This is a genomic window from Actinomadura craniellae, assembly GCF_003289645.1.
GTDB classification, from domain to species: domain Bacteria; phylum Actinomycetota; class Actinomycetes; order Streptosporangiales; family Streptosporangiaceae; genus Actinomadura_D; species Actinomadura_D craniellae.
Genome location: NZ_QLYX01000004.1, coordinates 379,562 through 394,494 on the forward strand (window position 1 = coordinate 379,562; position 14,933 = coordinate 394,494).

Annotated in this window: 16 protein-coding genes; 3 read left to right on the forward strand and 13 right to left on the reverse strand. The window is 73.5% G+C overall.

Going from position 1 to position 14,933, the window contains the following annotated elements; genetic code table 11:
- The first annotated feature begins 37 nt into the window (after positions 1 to 37).
- Complete coding sequence (locus DPM19_RS11405; protein WP_111865958.1) at positions 38 to 712, forward strand: DUF5667 domain-containing protein; 675 nt, start codon at positions 38 to 40, stop codon at positions 710 to 712.
- A 142-nt stretch (positions 713 to 854) separates the two neighbouring features.
- Positions 855 to 1,730 carry an HAD family hydrolase gene (locus DPM19_RS11410; protein WP_111865961.1) on the forward strand — a complete coding sequence of 292 codons (876 nt, stop codon included), beginning with the start codon at positions 855 to 857 and terminating at the stop codon, positions 1,728 to 1,730.
- 301 nt (positions 1,731 to 2,031) lie between these two features.
- Here DPM19_RS11410 and DPM19_RS11415 read toward each other — a convergent pair whose 3' ends face one another.
- From DPM19_RS11415 to DPM19_RS11440, 6 genes are all read right to left on the reverse strand, one after another.
- The gene (locus DPM19_RS11415; protein WP_111865963.1) at positions 2,032 to 2,958 is read right to left on the reverse strand and encodes a lysophospholipid acyltransferase family protein; all 927 of its coding nucleotides are present in this window, start codon (positions 2,956 to 2,958) and stop codon (positions 2,032 to 2,034) included.
- Complete coding sequence (locus DPM19_RS11420; RefSeq protein WP_233510038.1) at positions 2,955 to 3,947, reverse strand: NAD-dependent epimerase/dehydratase family protein; 993 nt, start codon at positions 3,945 to 3,947, stop codon at positions 2,955 to 2,957. Before DPM19_RS11420 ends, DPM19_RS11415 begins: the two co-directional genes overlap by 4 nt.
- A 70-nt stretch (positions 3,948 to 4,017) precedes the next feature.
- Positions 4,018 to 4,116 carry a 30S ribosomal protein bS22 gene (locus DPM19_RS11425; RefSeq protein WP_012854759.1) on the reverse strand — a complete coding sequence of 33 codons (99 nt, stop codon included), beginning with the start codon at positions 4,114 to 4,116 and terminating at the stop codon, positions 4,018 to 4,020.
- A 236-nt stretch (positions 4,117 to 4,352) separates the two neighbouring features.
- Positions 4,353 to 4,556: a helix-turn-helix domain-containing protein gene (locus DPM19_RS11430; RefSeq protein ID WP_111865968.1), complete on the reverse strand. Its 204-nt coding sequence runs from the start codon at positions 4,554 to 4,556 to the stop codon at positions 4,353 to 4,355.
- A 109-nt stretch (positions 4,557 to 4,665) separates the two neighbouring features.
- Entirely contained in the window at positions 4,666 to 5,487 is an 822-nt protein-coding gene (locus DPM19_RS11435; protein ID WP_267900872.1) for a phosphatase, read from the reverse strand.
- A 16-nt stretch (positions 5,488 to 5,503) separates the two neighbouring features.
- On the reverse strand, positions 5,504 to 6,691 hold the full coding sequence (locus tag DPM19_RS11440) for an acetoin utilization protein AcuC (RefSeq protein WP_111865974.1): 1,188 nt from the start codon (positions 6,689 to 6,691) through the stop codon (positions 5,504 to 5,506).
- Between the two features lie 181 nt (positions 6,692 to 6,872).
- Here DPM19_RS11440 and DPM19_RS11445 point away from each other — a divergent pair, with 181 nt between their 5' ends.
- Positions 6,873 to 7,850: an alpha/beta hydrolase gene (locus DPM19_RS11445; protein ID WP_111865977.1), complete on the forward strand. Its 978-nt coding sequence runs from the start codon at positions 6,873 to 6,875 to the stop codon at positions 7,848 to 7,850.
- A 3-nt stretch (positions 7,851 to 7,853) separates the two neighbouring features.
- On the opposite strand, the gene DPM19_RS11450 is transcribed toward DPM19_RS11445, so the two are convergent.
- The 7 genes from DPM19_RS11450 to DPM19_RS11480 all read right to left on the reverse strand — a co-directional run bounded on the left by DPM19_RS11450 (position 7,854) and on the right by DPM19_RS11480 (position 14,925).
- Positions 7,854 to 9,041 (reverse strand): ABC transporter permease, encoded by a 1,188-nt coding sequence (locus DPM19_RS11450; RefSeq protein ID WP_111865980.1) that lies wholly within the window; start codon positions 9,039 to 9,041, stop codon positions 7,854 to 7,856.
- Entirely contained in the window at positions 9,038 to 9,736 is a 699-nt protein-coding gene (locus DPM19_RS11455) for an ABC transporter ATP-binding protein (RefSeq protein ID WP_325050216.1), read from the reverse strand. The genes DPM19_RS11450 and DPM19_RS11455 overlap by 4 nt, the downstream gene beginning before the upstream one ends.
- Positions 9,733 to 11,073: an efflux RND transporter periplasmic adaptor subunit gene (locus DPM19_RS11460; protein WP_111865983.1), complete on the reverse strand. Its 1,341-nt coding sequence runs from the start codon at positions 11,071 to 11,073 to the stop codon at positions 9,733 to 9,735. The genes DPM19_RS11455 and DPM19_RS11460 overlap by 4 nt, the downstream gene beginning before the upstream one ends.
- 42 nt (positions 11,074 to 11,115) lie before the next feature.
- Complete coding sequence (locus DPM19_RS11465) at positions 11,116 to 11,529, reverse strand: hypothetical protein (protein WP_111865986.1); 414 nt, start codon at positions 11,527 to 11,529, stop codon at positions 11,116 to 11,118.
- A gap of 111 nt (positions 11,530 to 11,640) precedes the next feature.
- Positions 11,641 to 12,438 (reverse strand): pyrroline-5-carboxylate reductase, encoded by a 798-nt coding sequence (gene proC / locus DPM19_RS11470; RefSeq protein WP_199484988.1) that lies wholly within the window; start codon positions 12,436 to 12,438, stop codon positions 11,641 to 11,643.
- Between the two features lie 61 nt (positions 12,439 to 12,499).
- Complete coding sequence (locus tag DPM19_RS11475; protein ID WP_111865988.1) at positions 12,500 to 13,420, reverse strand: proline dehydrogenase family protein; 921 nt, start codon at positions 13,418 to 13,420, stop codon at positions 12,500 to 12,502.
- Positions 13,421 to 13,455: 35 nt separating this feature from the next.
- Positions 13,456 to 14,925 (reverse strand): LCP family glycopolymer transferase, encoded by a 1,470-nt coding sequence (locus tag DPM19_RS11480; protein WP_111865991.1) that lies wholly within the window; start codon positions 14,923 to 14,925, stop codon positions 13,456 to 13,458.
- Between the last annotated feature and the right edge of the window lie 8 nt (positions 14,926 to 14,933).

Genomic DNA, 14,933 nt, shown 5'->3' on the forward strand with positions numbered 1-14,933 from the left:
TCGTTGGGAAGTGGACGGCGAGCTCAGGGGAATCTCTATGACGACGAGGCGGGGCAAGGACGACCCGCTGTCGAAGCTGCGTGAGATCGGCGAGACCGGCCCCGGCCCCGACCCGCTCTTCCGGGAACTGCTGCGCGAACAGCTCATGGCCGCCGCCGAGCGCCCGGTGACCCAGCGGCCCGCGGCGGTCCGCGCGGCACCCCGGCGCCGGCGGCCCGGGCTCGCCGTGGCCGCCGCGCTGCTGCTGGCCGCCGGGCTCGGCGGCACCACCGTGTTCAACGCCCAGCGGTCCCTGCCCGGCGACCAGTTCCACGTGGTCAAACGCGCGGGCGAAAGCGCCCGGCTCAGCCTGGCCGGCAGCGACGCCGCCCGCGGCCGGCGCGAACTCGCCACCGCCCGCACCCGCACCCGGGAACTGGCCCGGCTCGTCGACCGGCCCCGGCCCGACTCCGGCGCCATCCGCGACACGCTCCGCGACATGGACGACCACACCCGGACCGCCGCCGAACTGCTGCACCGGGCGTACCTGCACAGCGGCGACCGCGCCCTCGTCACCGCGCTGACCGAGTTCACCCTCGACCAGCGCGGCCGGCTGAGCGCTCTACTGCCCCGGCTGCCACCCGCCGGACACGACTCGCTGGCCCTGGTGAACGAAATCATCGAACGCACCCGAGCCCTGCCGGAGCCGAGGAGTGAGCGGAGTGGGCCGTGAGGAACGAGCGGCCCGCGCAGCGAACGACGAGGCGCAGGCAGCAGCCAACACCGCCGGAACCGCCCTAGAACCGGCCTGGACCCACCCTGCGCGCGGCAATCATTCACCGTGCATCCGTCCGGCACGCATTAGGCTCGGGAGCATGCGCCGAATCTGGCACCGGCGGGGCGATGACGACCCCGCTCGCGCGGGGAAGGTCGCGGCCGCCGCCGCCGAGACCACCGACACGATCCCGTCCGAGCCCGACCTGACCGCGGCCGCGTTCTTCGACGTCGACAACACCATGATGCGCGGCGCGTCGATCTACTACTTCGCCCGCGGCCTCGCCGCGCGCAAACTCTTCACCCTGCGCGACCTCGCCCTGTTCGCGGTCGGGCAGGCCGCCTTCCGGCTGCGCGGCGCCGAGAACGCCGAGCACATCTCCACCGCCAAAGAGGCCGCGCTCGCCTTCGTCGCCGGGCAGAAGGTCGAAGACCTCGTCCGGCTCTGCGAGGAGATCTACGACGAGGTCATGGCCGACCGGATCTGGGCCGGCACCCGGGCGCTCGCCCTCCAGCACCTCGACGCCGGGCAGCAGGTCTGGCTCGTCACCGCCACCCCCGTCGAGGTCGCCCGGGTCATCGCCCACCGGCTGGGCCTCACCGGCGCGCTCGGCACCGTCGCCGAGACCGAGGACGGCGTCTACACCGGCAGGCTCGTCGGCAACCTGCTGCACGGACCCAACAAGGCCGAAGCCGTCCGGGCGCTGGCACTGCGCGAGGGGCTCGACCTGTCCCGCTGCTCCGCCTACAGCGACTCCCACAACGACATGCCGATGCTGACCGTCGTCGGGTACCCCCACGCCGTCAACCCCGACACCGAACTGCGCGCGCACGCCAAGGCCGAGAACTGGCCCGTGCACGACTTCCGCACCGGGCGCAAGGTCACCATGATCGCGCTGCCCGCCGCCGCGGGCGCCGGCGCCCTGGCCGGCGGCGTCGCCGCGGGGATGGCGCTGAGGAAGCACTACCGCGCGTAGTTTGCTTGGCGCTCGTTCCTCGCGCTTGTCGCGGCGCCTTCGGCGCGCCGTCTTCCCTCGTCGCGGTGAAGATCGCTCGTTCCTCACGATCTTCACCGCTCCTCAGTCCAGACGGCGCGGGCGCCGCTCCCGGGCCGCCTCGCTTCGCATCGGCGTCCGATCTCGTCCTTTCGCGGACGGATCAGTTCGGGCGTGCCCGACGGTGAATCCTGCGCTGGCGGGAAGCGCGGTCGGGTCAGGGGGCGCACCTACCGGCGAAGCCGGTGCTGTTAGAGGCCGGGGCTGTCAGAGGCCGGGGCTGTCAGAGGAAAGCGGTGCCGCGGCGGAGGAGGAGGTCGTAGAGCATGTGCTGGATGGTTTCGCGGACGTGGTCGGTGAGGTTGAAGACCGTCATGGGGTCGTCGGCGGCGGTGGCCTCGTACTCGTCCAGGGGTACCGGCTCGCCGAACTGGATCATCCATTTGGACGGGAGGGGGACCAGGCCCAGGGCGCCCAGCAGGGGGAACGTGGGGGTGATCGGGAAGTAGGGGAGGCCCAGGAGGCGGGCCAGGGGCCAGAAGTCGGCGATCTTGGGGTAGATCTCCTCGGCGCCGACGATGGCGCAGGGGATGATCGGGGTGCGGGCGCGTAGTGCGGTCTCGACGAAGCCGCCGCGGCCGAAGCGTTGCAGCTTGTAGCGGTCACCGAAGGGCTTGCCGACGCCCTTGAAGCCTTCGGGGAACACGCCGACCAGTTCGCCCTTGTCCAGCAGGCGGGCGGCGTCGGCCTGGCAGGCCAGGGTGTGGCCGGCCTTGCGGGACAGGTGGCCCAGCAGCGGCACCTGGTAGACCAGGTCGGCGCCGAGCAGGCGCAGGTCGCGGTGGGCGTGGTCGTGGGCGGCGACCGTGAGCATGATGCCGTCCAGCGGGAGGGTGCCCGAGTGGTTGGCGACGATCAGCGCGCCGCCCTTGTCGGGGATGTTCTCCACCCCGTCCAGTTCCACCCGGAACCAGCGCTCGAACAGCAGCCGGGCGGGCGGCAGCACCACGGTGCGGTTGAACTCGGGGTCGTAGCCGAACTCGTCCACGGGGTAGTCGCCGGACATCCGGCGGCGCAGGAAGGACAGGCCGGCCGCGACGCCGCGTTCGAACGAGCCGCGGTCGTCCGGTTCCGGCTCCGGCGGGGGGCGGTAGCCGTTGCCGAGCGGGATGATCCGTGCCCCCTCGTCGGGCTCCGGGGCGGCGCTCATCGGGTTCCGCCCAGCGCCCCGGCGAGGCGGTCGAGCAGTTCGGCCGGCGGGTTGCCGCCCATTCCCTGGGCGCGCACGAACTCGTCGAACGCCGTGGCCGAGTCGTACCCGGGCCGCCAGCCGAGCTCGGCCGCCAGCCGGGAGGAGTCGACCACCCGGCCGTACATCAGCCAGCGCAGCAGTTCCGGTGAGAACCCCGACAGCCCGGCGAAGCGGCGTCCCAGATCGCCCAGCACCTGCATCGACTGCGCGGGCACCGGGACATGGGGACGGCCCGCCCGGCGCAGCGCCTGCGACAGCAGCAGCACTCCGTCACCGGCCGCGTTGAACGTGCCGGGGTGGTCTTCCAGCGTCATCCGCCGCAGCACCTCCACGCCGTCGTCCTCGTGCATGAACTGCAGCCGCGGGTCGAAGCCCAGCACCGTGGGCACCACCGGCATCCGCAGGTACCGGGTCAGCGGTGTGTCGACGTCGGGGCCGAGGAAGTTGGCGAAGCGCAGCAGCGACACCACGAGGTCGGGGCGGCGCCGCTGCAGCCCCCGCACGTAGCCCTCGACCTCGACCGCGTCCCTGGCGTAGCCGGACGCGGGGGGCTCCGCCGGCTCGTCGAGCTCGGAGAAGACCGCGGGGTCGCGCGGGGAGGAGCCGTAGACGGCGGCCGACGAGCGGACCACGAGCCTGCGCATGTCGGGCGACCGCTGGCACGCCGCCAGCAGCTGCATCGTGCCGATGACGTTGATTTCCTTCATCTTCAGCCGCGGCCCGAGCTGCGGGACGGTCACCAGGTTCAGGTGGACCACGGTGTCGACCCGCGCCGAGGTGATCACCTTGGCGATGTTCGGTGTGCGGATGTCGACCGTGACGAACTCGGTGCGGCCGAGCGGCAGCGTGGGCGGGACGGTGTCGACCCCGATGACCCGCTCGACGGACGGATCGGCCTGCAGGGCGTTCGCGACCCGTGCGCCCAGGAAACGGGAGACACCCGTCACGAGGACCACACGGGCCGCGGCTGAGGGCTTAGCGGACACCGTGCGCCCCACCCTTCCCGGCCCCGTCCGGCTACTTCTTGTTGCGCCGCTGGACCCGCGTCTTCTTCAGCAGCTTGCGGTGCTTCTTCTTGGCCATCCTCTTACGGCGCTTCTTGATGACGGAACCCACGAAACCTCACTCGACATGCCGGATGGAGTGCAGGGGGCGAGCAGACCGCGCGCCCCCACCCGGGCGTACAGGCCCGGAGCCCAAGGGTACCGCTGGACCGGCGCCCACGCCGCAGCCGGTCACCGCGGTGACCCTCGTTCGGCCACCGCGTACCGGCCGACGGCCCCGCGGGCCGCCGGCCACGCTCTCCCTCGCCGCCGCCGCGGGCGCCTGCTCACGGCACCCGCGACCCCCGGCTACCCCGCTTCGATGTACGCGTCGCGGAGGTAGTCGTGAACGGCCTGCTCGGGAACTCTGAACGAGCGGCCTACGCGTATCGCCGGCAGCTCGCCTGAATGGACAAGGCGGTAGACGGTCATCTTGGACACCCGCATCACCGCCGCCACTTCGGCCACAGTCAGGAACCTGACCTCACTCAGAGGTCGCTCGCCTGAGCCCATCGGACGCCCTCTTCCACACGTGCCGCGCACCGGCCCTTTGGGTGACTTTGAACACGCACGTGTACTTCCCCCAGCGTAAATCGTGCATCCACAGTCGCAAGAGGGAAGTTCAGGCAGACAAGCCAGATAGCTCCAGAAGGTAAGCAGTCAACGGCGCGTACTGGTGGGCCGGAACGCCGTCGTCCAGGGGCACCACGGCCGCGACCTTCCCCTCGGCCTCCCCCGCGAACAGGGCTGGATCGTTGCAGTCGGCGAATCCGACGGTGACGATCCCGGCCTCGCCGGCGGCTCCCGCCCAGCCGTGGTCGGCGATGGCCAGATCCGGCCAATCATCGGATTCTGCTGCGAGCTCGGCCAGTATCGCCTCCATCGGCTGCGGATCGTGGGTGTGCTGCATCCGGCCGTCCTCGCTCTGGAGCATCGCCACGTCCTCGACGTAGCGCAGCCGGCGGACCTCCGTGCCGTAGGCGAGCTCGGCCTCGTACCACCAGCCCTCGGCCGGGGTCAGCAGCCGGCAGCCGCGGGCCCGCAGTGCCCGGCCCAGCGCCTGGTAGATCGGCGGCAGCGCCTGGGGGTGGCCGGTCGCCAGCACCACCCGGGCGCGGCTGTCGGCGGCGTGCCGGATGCGTTCGGCCATCGCCTCCAGCGCGTCCAGCGTGCGGTCGGGGTCGATGGTGTCGTCCCCGTAGACGTGCCGCGGATCGGGGCTGACCCCGCACCGCTCGGCCATCATCGCCAGGACGTCGGCCTCCGACCACTGCCGCTTGAGGTCCAGCCCGAACAGGTAGTAGGGGTTGCCCGCGGCCATCCGCCGGTAGTGCAGCAGGTTGTTCTGTCTGGGGGTCGCGACCTCGCCGGCGATCATCGTACGGACCAGGTGCTCCCGCAGCTCCGCCCGGGACGGCGCCCGGGACGGAGAAGGCGTGTTCAAAAGCTCGCTCCTCAGGTCATGCGTCGGTCATCGGGTCGAGGCCGTGTTCGGGGAACACCGCGCGCCGGGTCGCCAGGATCGCCTGGTCGAGGGGGCTGGCCGGGTCGTACCCGCCCGCCCAGGAGGGCCCCTCGGTCCGGCCGCCGTCGGTCATCCGGCGGGGCGCGATCTCCGCCGTCCGCTGCCGGACGAACTCGCGCCAGTCGTCGGGGGTGGGCGTCTCCGGGGCGATGGGGCGGCCGGCGGCCTCGGCCAGCAGGTGCGTCCACGCCCGCGGGACCACCTGGACCAGCTCGTAGCCCCCGCCGCCGGTGACGATCCAGCGGCCGCCCGCCGTCTCGTGCGCCAGCCGGTGCAGTGCCGCGTACGCGGCGCGCTGGCCGTCCACCGTCAGGATCAGGTGGGCCAGCGGGTCGAGCGCGTGGCTGTCGCAGCCGTGCTGGGTGAGCAGGACCTGGGGCCGGAACGCCCGCAGCAGGTGCGGCACCACGGCGTGGAAGGCGCGCAGCCAGGGCGCGTCGCCGGTGCCCGGCGGCAGCGCGACGTTGACGGCGGTGCCGTCGGCGCCGGTCTCGTCGGGGAAGCCGGTGCCGGGGAAGAGCGTGCGCGGTGTCTCGTGCAGGCTGATCGTGAGCACCCGGGGGTCGTCGTAGAAGACGGCCTGCACGCCGTCCCCGTGGTGCACGTCGATGTCGACGTACGCCACCCGCTCGGCGCCCTGCTCCAGCAGCCAGGCGATCGCGATGGCGGGGTCGTTGTACACGCAGAAGCCGGACGCCGCGCCCGGCAGCGCGTGGTGCAGCCCGCCGGCGATGTTGGCGGCGTGCTCCGACCCGCCCGTCCACACCGCCCGGGCGGCGGCGACCGAGGCGCCGGCCACCAGGGCCGAGGCGTCGTGCATGCCCGCGAAGACCGGGTTGTCGGGGCTGCCCAGCCCGCGGCCCGGTTCCGCGAGCCCGGTGGCGCCGGAGTGCTTGACCGCCGCGATGTAGCCCGGCTCGTGTACCAGTTCGAGCAGGTCGTCGCCGGCGGGGGCGAACTCCGCCAGGCGCACGTTCGGGTGGTCGAGGACCCCGTACTGCCGGGCCAGTTCCATCGTCAGCTCGACCCGGACGGGGTTGAGCGGATGGCCGGAGCCGAAGTCGTAGGAGATGAGTTTCTCGTCCCAGAGGACTTCCAGCCCGCACGCCTCCGGCTCGTTCATGAGCTCACGTTATCGCTCCTGCACGGCGGAACTCCCCGTGGCGCTCATCACAACAAACAGCCACCGGACGTGCACTGACAGGAGTCAACGCAGCTCACACTGGTGAAAACTTGTGAGGTGGATTACTCTCCCTTGAGAGCAGAGTTAACACGACGGAAATGTATCCGGAAGTGGGGTGCCGATGGATCAGCTCCTACCCGGCGACCCGCTGCAGTCAAGCCGGCAGAGTCGCGTCATCGCGCAGGCGCTCCGGCTGAGCCTGTGGCCCCTCCTCAACCGCGCGCCGGGGCCGCCCGGCTCGCTCCAGGCGTTCCGGGCCACCGTCGACGCCGCCGCCCGGCTACTGCCGGTCAGCCCCGGGGTGCGCATCGAGCCGCTGGCCGACCCCCGCGTCGAGACCGGCGAGCCGCCCGTCGCCGGCGAGTGGGTGGCACCGGCCGGGCCGGTCGCCGAGGGAGCCGTCCTGTACCTGCACGGCGGCGGCTACGTGATGTGCTCGCCGCGCACGCACCGCTCGATCACCTCCCGGCTGGCGGTGGAGTCCGGGCTGCCGGTGCTCGTCCCGCGCTACCGCCTGGCGCCCGAGCACCCCTTTCCAGCCGCCCTGAACGACGCGCTGGCCGCGTACCGCTGGCTGCTCTCCCGGGGCGTCCCCGCCGGCCGGATCATCGTGGCCGGCGACTCCGCGGGCGGGCACCTGGCGGCCTCGCTGACCGGGGAGATCTGCCGCATCGGCCTGCCCGCCCCGGCCGGGGTGGTGCTCCTGTCCCCCTGGGTGGACCTCGAGTGCGAGCTGTCCCTGGGCAGCGACGCCCGGGACGCCTACATCAGCGCGCACGCGGCGCAGCGGGTCGCCCGGCTGGTGATCGGCGACGCCGACCCCCGCGACCCCCGGCTGGCGCTGCTCCACCGCGCGTGGACGGACATGCCGCCGTTCCTGATCCAGGTCGGCGGGAACGAGGTACTGCGGCCGGAGGCCGAACGGCTGGCCAAGGCCCTGGGCGACGCCTGCGAACTCCAGGTCTGGCCCGGCCAGATGCACGTCTTCCAGATCCTCGACCGGCTGCTGCCCGAGGCCCGCACCGCGCTGCGCGAGGCCGCCCGCTTCATCGGCTCGGTGCTGCACCCCTCGGCCGCCGGCGCCGCCGACGCCGCGTAGCGGTCACTCCGTGCGGAGGGCCACCACCGGATCGAGCCGGCCCGCCCGGCGGGCCGGCAGCACGCCGAAGATCACGCCTACCGCCGCCGAGACCGCGAACGCCAGCGCCGGAGACCACCAGGCGACCTCCGCCGGGACGGGTGACGCCCGGGAGATGGCCAGCGCGCCGCCGACCCCCAGCGCGATGCCCGCCAGACCGCCGATCGTGGTGAGCAGCACCGCCTCCACCAGGAACTGGGCCAGGATGTCGCGCTGCCGGGCGCCGAGCGCCTTGCGCAGGCCGATCTCCCGGGTCCGCTCCCGCACGCTGACCAGCATGATGTTCGAGACGCCCACCCCGCCGACCAGCAGTGAGATCGCGGCGATCGCGGCCAGCACCCCGGTCAGCGCGCCCAGCACGGTGCCGATCGTGCCCAGCAGCTGGGTCTGGGTGATCGCCGAGAACCGCTCCCCCGGATACCTGCGCTCCAGCTCGGCCACCACCCGCCGTTGCAGGTCCGGGATGGCGTCGGTGGTCGGGGCGCGGATGGCGAGGAAGTCGATCCGGTCGACCCCGAACAGCCGCTGCGCGGTGGTCACCGGGATGTGCAGCTCGGCGTCACGCGGCTGACCGAAGGTCTGACCGACCTCATCGAACACGCCGATCACCCGGAACCGGGCGCCGCCGGCGACCGCCACCTGGCGGCCCACCGGATCGGCCTCGCCGAAGATCCGCCGGGCGGTCTCCGAGCCCAGCACCGCAACCCGGCGCCGGGTCTCCACATCCGTGCGGCTGAGGTAGCGGCCCCGGCTCAGCGGCCGGTTGAACACCTGCTGCAGGTGCTCGTTGGCCCCGACCACGGTCGAGAACGTCTCGCTGCCGCCCGCGCGCACCCGCTCCCCGGAGGCCAGCGACACCGCGATCCGCCGCTCGTCGCCCACCACCCGGGCGAGGGGGGCGACGTCCTCCAGCCGCATCCGGCTCAGCGTGGGCGCGGCGCCGAAGGACAGTTCCCCGGGCGCCACGAAGATCAGGTTGGAGCCGAGTCCCTCGATCTCCCGTTCCACCATGTTCCGCGCCCCGGAGCCGATCGCCACCAGCACCACCACGGCGGCGACCCCGACCACCACCCCGAACATGGTCAGCCCGCTGCGCAGCCGGTTCACCCGGAGCGCGTCCCAGGCCACCCGGACCGATTCGGCGAGCCTCACCCGGACGCCCCGGTGTCGTGCTCGACCCGCCCGTCCCGGATCCGGATCTGCCGGCGGGCGCGGGCCGCCACGTCGTGCTCGTGCGTGACGAGGACGACGGCGACGCCGCGCTCGGTGTTCAGCCGGGCGAGCAGGTCCATCACCTCGTGACCGGTCCGGGTGTCGAGGTTGCCGGTGGGCTCGTCGGCCAGCACCACCCGCGGCTCCCCGACCAGCGCCCGGGCGATCGCCACCCGCTGCTGCTCGCCCCCGGAGAGCTGGTTCGGCCGGTGGTCCAGCCGGTGCCCCAGCCCCACGGTGGCCAGCGCCTCGGCCGCGAGGCGGCGCCGCTCGGCCCGGCCCACACCCCGGTAGACCAGCGGCAGCGCCACGTTGTCGCGGGCACTGGTCCGGGCGAGCAGCTGGAACGACTGGAACACGAAGCCGATGGTGGCGTTGCGCAACTCGGCCAGTTCGGCGTCGGAGAGCGCCGCGACCTCGCGCCCGCCGATCCGCAACGAGCCCGCGGTGGGCCGGTCAAGGCAGCCCAGCAGGTGCATCAGCGTGGACTTCCCCGAACCCGACGGGCCGACGATGGCGGCGAACTCGCCCGGGGCGATCCGCAGATCCACCCCGCGCAGCGCCTCGACGGACACGCCGCCCATCCGGTACGTCCGGCCGACACCGGCGGCCTCCAGCGCCGGCGGCCCGGTCACGGCACCTCCTGGCCCTGCTCGACCGTGTCCACCCTGGAAGTGACGATGCGCTCGCCCGGGGCCAGGCCGCCCAGCACCTGGACGAGGGAGTCGCCCTGCGCGCCCAGGCGGACCGCGCGCCGCCGCGCCCGCCCGTCCGTCACCACCCAGACCGTCGTCTCGCGCCCGCTGGTGACGACCGCCGCGGACGGCACCGACAGCACCCCGCGCGCCTCCCGGACCCGCAGGTCGGCCACGGCGCTCATGCCCGGCTTGGGCCGGGGGGCGGCCGCACCGCCGGATCCGGTGCCGGCCCCGAGGGAGAGCGTGACCCGGTAGGTGACGCCGCCGGCCGACTGCTGCTGGGGGGTGACCCCGACCCCGGTGACCACGGCGGTGTACCGGACGCCGGGCAGGGCGTCGAGTTCGACGTCCGCCGGGGTGCCCTGGTCCACCCGGAGCACGTCCGTCTCGTCCACGTCGGCCGACAGGGTCAGCCGGGAGACGTCGGTGACGGTCACGACGGCGTCGCCGGCGGTGACCGGAGCGCCCTCGGCGATGGACGCGGCGTCCCGGGGCGCTCCGCCCAGCCCGGCCAGCCCGCTCAGCGCCCCGGCGGCCCCGGCGGCCCCGGGCGGCGGGCTCGGCAGGCCGCCCGGGCTCCCGGCCGGGCCGCCCAGGCTCGCCACCCCGGCGAACGGCGCCCGGATCGTCAGCGCCTCGACGGTGCGCTCCGCCGCGAGCACCGCAGCCCTGGTCTGCACCCGCTGCGCGGCGGTGATCGACGAGAGGGCCGCGCCGACACCGCCCAGCCCGGCGTTCAGCCGGGCCACCGCGGCGCGGGCCGCCGCGGCCGCGGCGGCGTAGTCGGCCTCGGCCCGGGTGATCTCGGCGAGCACCCGGGCGCGCTGCCCCGGGTCGGGGACCTCCCGGGCGATCCGGCGTGCCTCGGTGAAGCCCCGCCGGGCGGTGCGGTCGGTGTGCCGCTGGAAGGAGCCGAGGTCGACCCCGGCCGGGGCGGCGGGGACGGAGCCGCCGGCCGCGCGGTCGGCGGCCCGGGCCTCGGCGAGTTGCTCCCGGGCCGTCGGCGAGTCGAGCCGGGCGAGCACCTGGCCGCGCCGCACCCGGTCGCCGTCCGCCACGTGCAGCCGCCGGATCACGCCCTCGGCCGGGGCGCGCAGCGAGGACGTGCGGCGGGCCGCCACCGTGGCCGGAACCTCGACGACCTCGGCCACGTCGGACGTGCCCACCGTCCCGATCCGGACCCGGGGGCGCTCGTCGTCGCCGGTGCACGCACCGGCCAGGCCGAGGGCCGTCAGCGCGGCCAGAGCCGGGGGGACATACCTCCGCAAAGCCACCCGGCCATCGTAGGAGCGATCACCCCGGCCCGACAGACCCCGTCAGAGCCCGGCTGGCGCGGGGTCCCGGCGAGAGGCCCGGACGGTCAGCATCCCGACCAGGGCGGCGACCGTGGCTATGCCCTCACCGACGACACACCAGACCTTCTCGCTGTACCAGGTCGTGTCGTGCATGTTCGGGATCGGGCCCAGCGCCCCGGGGTCGAAGTAGTGGTAGAACAGCAGCGCGCCGACCGCACTGCCCGCCACCAGGAAGGCGACGGCGTACGTCCACCAGCGTTCCAGCACCAGCACCAGCACCGCGGCCAGGGCCGCGACCACCGCCTGGCCCCGGAAGAGGGTGTCGCCGCCGATGCCGGTGGCATCGGGGTTGGCCATGTCGGGGGCGAAGATCCAGTGCACGTAGGCGTCAACGGCGAGACCTGCTGCCACGAGCAGGCGGAGCACGATTCCCATACCTGTTTATCGTCCAGCACCCCCACCAGGTTCAAGCGCCGGCGGAAAAATCCCCCCACTCGTGACGCTTCTCTGTGTGTCAAGTGGTGGGCGGGGACCGAACAGGAGGGGTCAGCCGCCGGTGGCCAGTTCCCGGCCGCGGTTGCGGGCCGCCTCGATCGCCTCCAGGACGGCGGCACGGACGCCGTGCCGCTCCAGCTCCCGGATGGCGGCGATGGTCGTCCCGCCCGGGGAGGTGACCGCCTCGCGCAGCAGCACGGGGTGCTCGCCGCTGTCGCGGAGCATCACGGCCGCGCCGACCGCCGACTGGATCACCATTTCCAGTGCCGCGGCCCGCGGCATGCCCAGCAGGATCCCCGCGTCGACCATCGCCTCGACGAGGTAGTAGAAGTACGCGGGGCCGCTGCCCGACAGCGCGGTGGCACCGTCCTGCAGCGACTCGGGGATGCGCAGCACCTTGCCGACCGGCTCGAGCAGTTCCTCGGCCAGCCGCAGGTGCTCCTCGCCGGCGTGCGAGCCCGCCGAGATCACGCTCATCGCCTCGTCGACGTGGACCGGGGTGTTGGACATCACCCGGACCACCGGCACACCGGACGGCAGCCGGTCCTCGATGAACCCGGTGGTGATGCCCGCCGCCATGGAGATCACCAGCTTGCCGGGCGGGACGGACGGGCGCAGCTCGTCCAGCAGCGCGGCCATGTCCTGCGGCTTCACCGCCAGGACCAGGGTGTCGGCGGTCTTGGCGGCCTCGGCGGTGCCCACCGCCGCCACCCCGTACCGCTCGTGCAGCAGCGCCGCGCGCTCCGCACGGCGGGCGGTCACCAGCAGTTCGGCCGGGCGGCGGCCGGCCCGGAGCACCCCGGACAGCAGCGCCTCACCCATCTTGCCGGCACCCAGAATCGCGATCATCGACAACACCTCGGAGCGGGATACGGACAGCGCACCCACCCTAGTGGCGGGCCCGCGGATGTCAGGACCGGCCGGCCAGGGCGCGCAGGAAGAACGCCAGGTTGGCGGGACGCTCGGCCAGCCTGCGCATCAGGTAGCCGTACCATTCCCGACCGTAGGGCACGTAGACCCGCACCCGGGCACCGCCGGCCGCCAGCCTGCGCTGCTCGACCGGGCGGACGCCGTACAGCATCTGGTACTCGAAGTCGTCCGGGCCCCGGTCGTTGAGCAGGGCCAGCGCGCCACCGATCTCGATCAGCCGCGGGTCGTGCGTGGCCAGCATCGGGTAGCCCCGGCCGGCCATCAGCACCCGGGTGCAGCGCACGAACGACTTGTCGATCTCGGCGCGGTCGGTGAAGGCCACGGACTCCGGGGCGGCGTAGGCGCCCTTGCACAGCCGCACCCGGGATCCGGCGCCGGCCAGCTCGCCGCAGTACTCCTCGGCCCGGCGCAGGTACGCCTGGACGACCGCGCCGGTCTCCGGGTGGTCCCGGCGCAGGGCGGCCAGCACGCGCAGGGTGGACGCGACCGTGGTGTGGTCCTCCATGTCCAGCGTGACCGTGGTGCCCGCCGCGCGGGCCGCGGCGCAGATCCGGCGGGCGTTCGCCGTGGCGAGGTCCTCGTCGAGCGCCTGGCCGAGCGCGGTCAGCTTGACCGACACCTCGGCCCGCGCGCTCTGGCCGGCCGCCGCCAGCCGTTCCAGCAGGTCCGTGTAGCCCTTGACGACCGTCTCGGCCTGGCCGGGGTCCCGGGTGCCCTCGCCCAGGTGGTCGAGGGTGACGAGCAGCCGGTCGCCGGTCAGCGTCCGGGTGACGTCCAGGGCGTCGTTCAGCGTCTCGCCGGCCACGAACCGGCGCACCACTCCCCGGGTGTAGGGCGCCGTCTCCACCGCCCTGCGGACGCCGTCGCTCCGCGCGGCTGCCAACAGGACCTGACGCAGCAATGTTCCCTCCGTTTTCCCGCGGTCGCCCGGGGCCGCTAAGAGACGGTGCCCACGCTGTTGGTACCGCCGTTCCGCCGCACATAACCCGCCATCTCGTCGCCGCGGACGGCGGTGTAGAGCTCCCTGGCCCTGACCTCGTCGAGCAGGACCACGCTCTGCACTCCGCGCATGGCCGGGCCCTTGTTCGGCACGGTCAGGAACTGCACGTCCTGCGGGCGCAGCCCGCGCAGGCCGAGCGCCAGGGAGCGCAGGTCGCCGGACGACATGGAGTCGTCCACGCTGATCGACTTGGTGAACGCCCGGAGGAACCGGTTGAGCTTGATCGGGTTGGAGATCGTGCCGCCGTCGGACGCCTTCTTGGCCAGCGCGCGCAGGAACGCCTGCTGCCGCTTGATGCGGTCGAAGTCGCCGTTGGGCAGGTTCTGCCGCTGCCGGACGAACAGCAGCGCCCGCTCCCCGTTCAGATGTTGCCGGCCGGCCCGCCAGGTGACGTTGTTGGCCGGGTCGTACACGGTCTTGGCGATGGTGACGTCCACCCCGCCCAGCGCGTCGGTCATCGCCTGGAAACCGCCGAAGTCGACCGCGCCGTAGTGGTCGACGCGGATGCCGGTCAGCTTCTCGACGGTCCGGATGAGCAGCGCGGGACCGCCGAACGAGAAGGCCGCGTTGATCTTCTGGTGGCCGCGGCCGGGCACCTCGACCCACGAGTCGCGGGGAATCGAGACGATGTAGGCGTTCTCCCGGTCGGCGGGCAGGTGCAGCAGGATCAGCGTGTCGGAGCGGTGGCCCCGCACCTTCGAGATGTCGGCGCCCTGGCCGACCTCCACCGCCCCGTCGTCGAAACCGACCAGCAGCCAGTTCTCCGAGCCGGCGGCGCTCGGCTTCGGCCGGTCGGTGTTGGTGGGCATCACGCCGGGAATGCGGTCGACGTTCCTGTCGTAGGACGCCTGCCGCTCGTACACCAGCGCGCCCGCCCCGATCACCGCCAGCAGGAGGACGGCCAGCACGGTGAGCAGCACCCGCCGCCCCCGCCTGCGCGTCTTCTTCCTGGCCGGGGCCTCGCCGGGATCGGCCGCCGCGGCGGCGTCCTCGCCGGCCTCCGCGGGAGGCTCCTCCGCCGGGCGGGGCTCGGCGGGCCCTGTGCCCGCCCCGGCCTCAGCAGGTTCTGTGACCTCTGCGGCCTCAGCAGGCCCGGCGACCTCTTTGGCCTCCTTGAGCTCGGCGGGCCCTGTGCCCGCCCCGATCCCAGCAGGTTCTGTGACCTCTGCGGCCTCAGCAGGCCCGGCGACCTCTTTGGCCTCCTTGAGCTCGGCGGGCCCTGTGCCCGCCCCGGCCTCAGCAGGTTCCGTGACCTCTGCGGCCTCAGTGGGCGCGACGGCCTCTGTGCGCTCGGTGGGCTCTACGGAGTCGGCGGCCTGCGCGGCCTCGGTGGCTTCCGCAGCCTCCGTGGGCTCAGCGGGACCTTCCGATGCACCGGCCTTGGCCGGCAGGTCCTGCTTGCTCATAGCGCAAC

Bases quoted from the DNA above. Each gene is read 5' to 3' on its own strand.
- DPM19_RS11405 (WP_111865958.1), top strand. From the start codon at position 38: ATGACGACGAGGCGGGGCAAGGACGACCCGCTGTCGAAGCTGCGTGAG.
- DPM19_RS11410 (WP_111865961.1), top strand. From the start codon at position 855: ATGCGCCGAATCTGGCACCGGCGGGGCGATGACGACCCCGCTCGCGCG.
- DPM19_RS11415 (WP_111865963.1), bottom strand. From the start codon at position 2,958: ATGAGCGCCGCCCCGGAGCCCGACGAGGGGGCACGGATCATCCCGCTC.
- DPM19_RS11430 (WP_111865968.1), bottom strand. From the start codon at position 4,556: ATGGGCTCAGGCGAGCGACCTCTGAGTGAGGTCAGGTTCCTGACTGTG.
- DPM19_RS11440 (WP_111865974.1), bottom strand. From the start codon at position 6,691: ATGAACGAGCCGGAGGCGTGCGGGCTGGAAGTCCTCTGGGACGAGAAA.
- DPM19_RS11445 (WP_111865977.1), top strand. From the start codon at position 6,873: ATGGATCAGCTCCTACCCGGCGACCCGCTGCAGTCAAGCCGGCAGAGT.
- DPM19_RS11465 (WP_111865986.1), bottom strand. From the start codon at position 11,529: ATGGGAATCGTGCTCCGCCTGCTCGTGGCAGCAGGTCTCGCCGTTGAC.
- proC (WP_199484988.1), bottom strand. From the start codon at position 12,438: ATGATCGCGATTCTGGGTGCCGGCAAGATGGGTGAGGCGCTGCTGTCC.
- DPM19_RS11480 (WP_111865991.1), bottom strand. From the start codon at position 14,925: ATGAGCAAGCAGGACCTGCCGGCCAAGGCCGGTGCATCGGAAGGTCCC.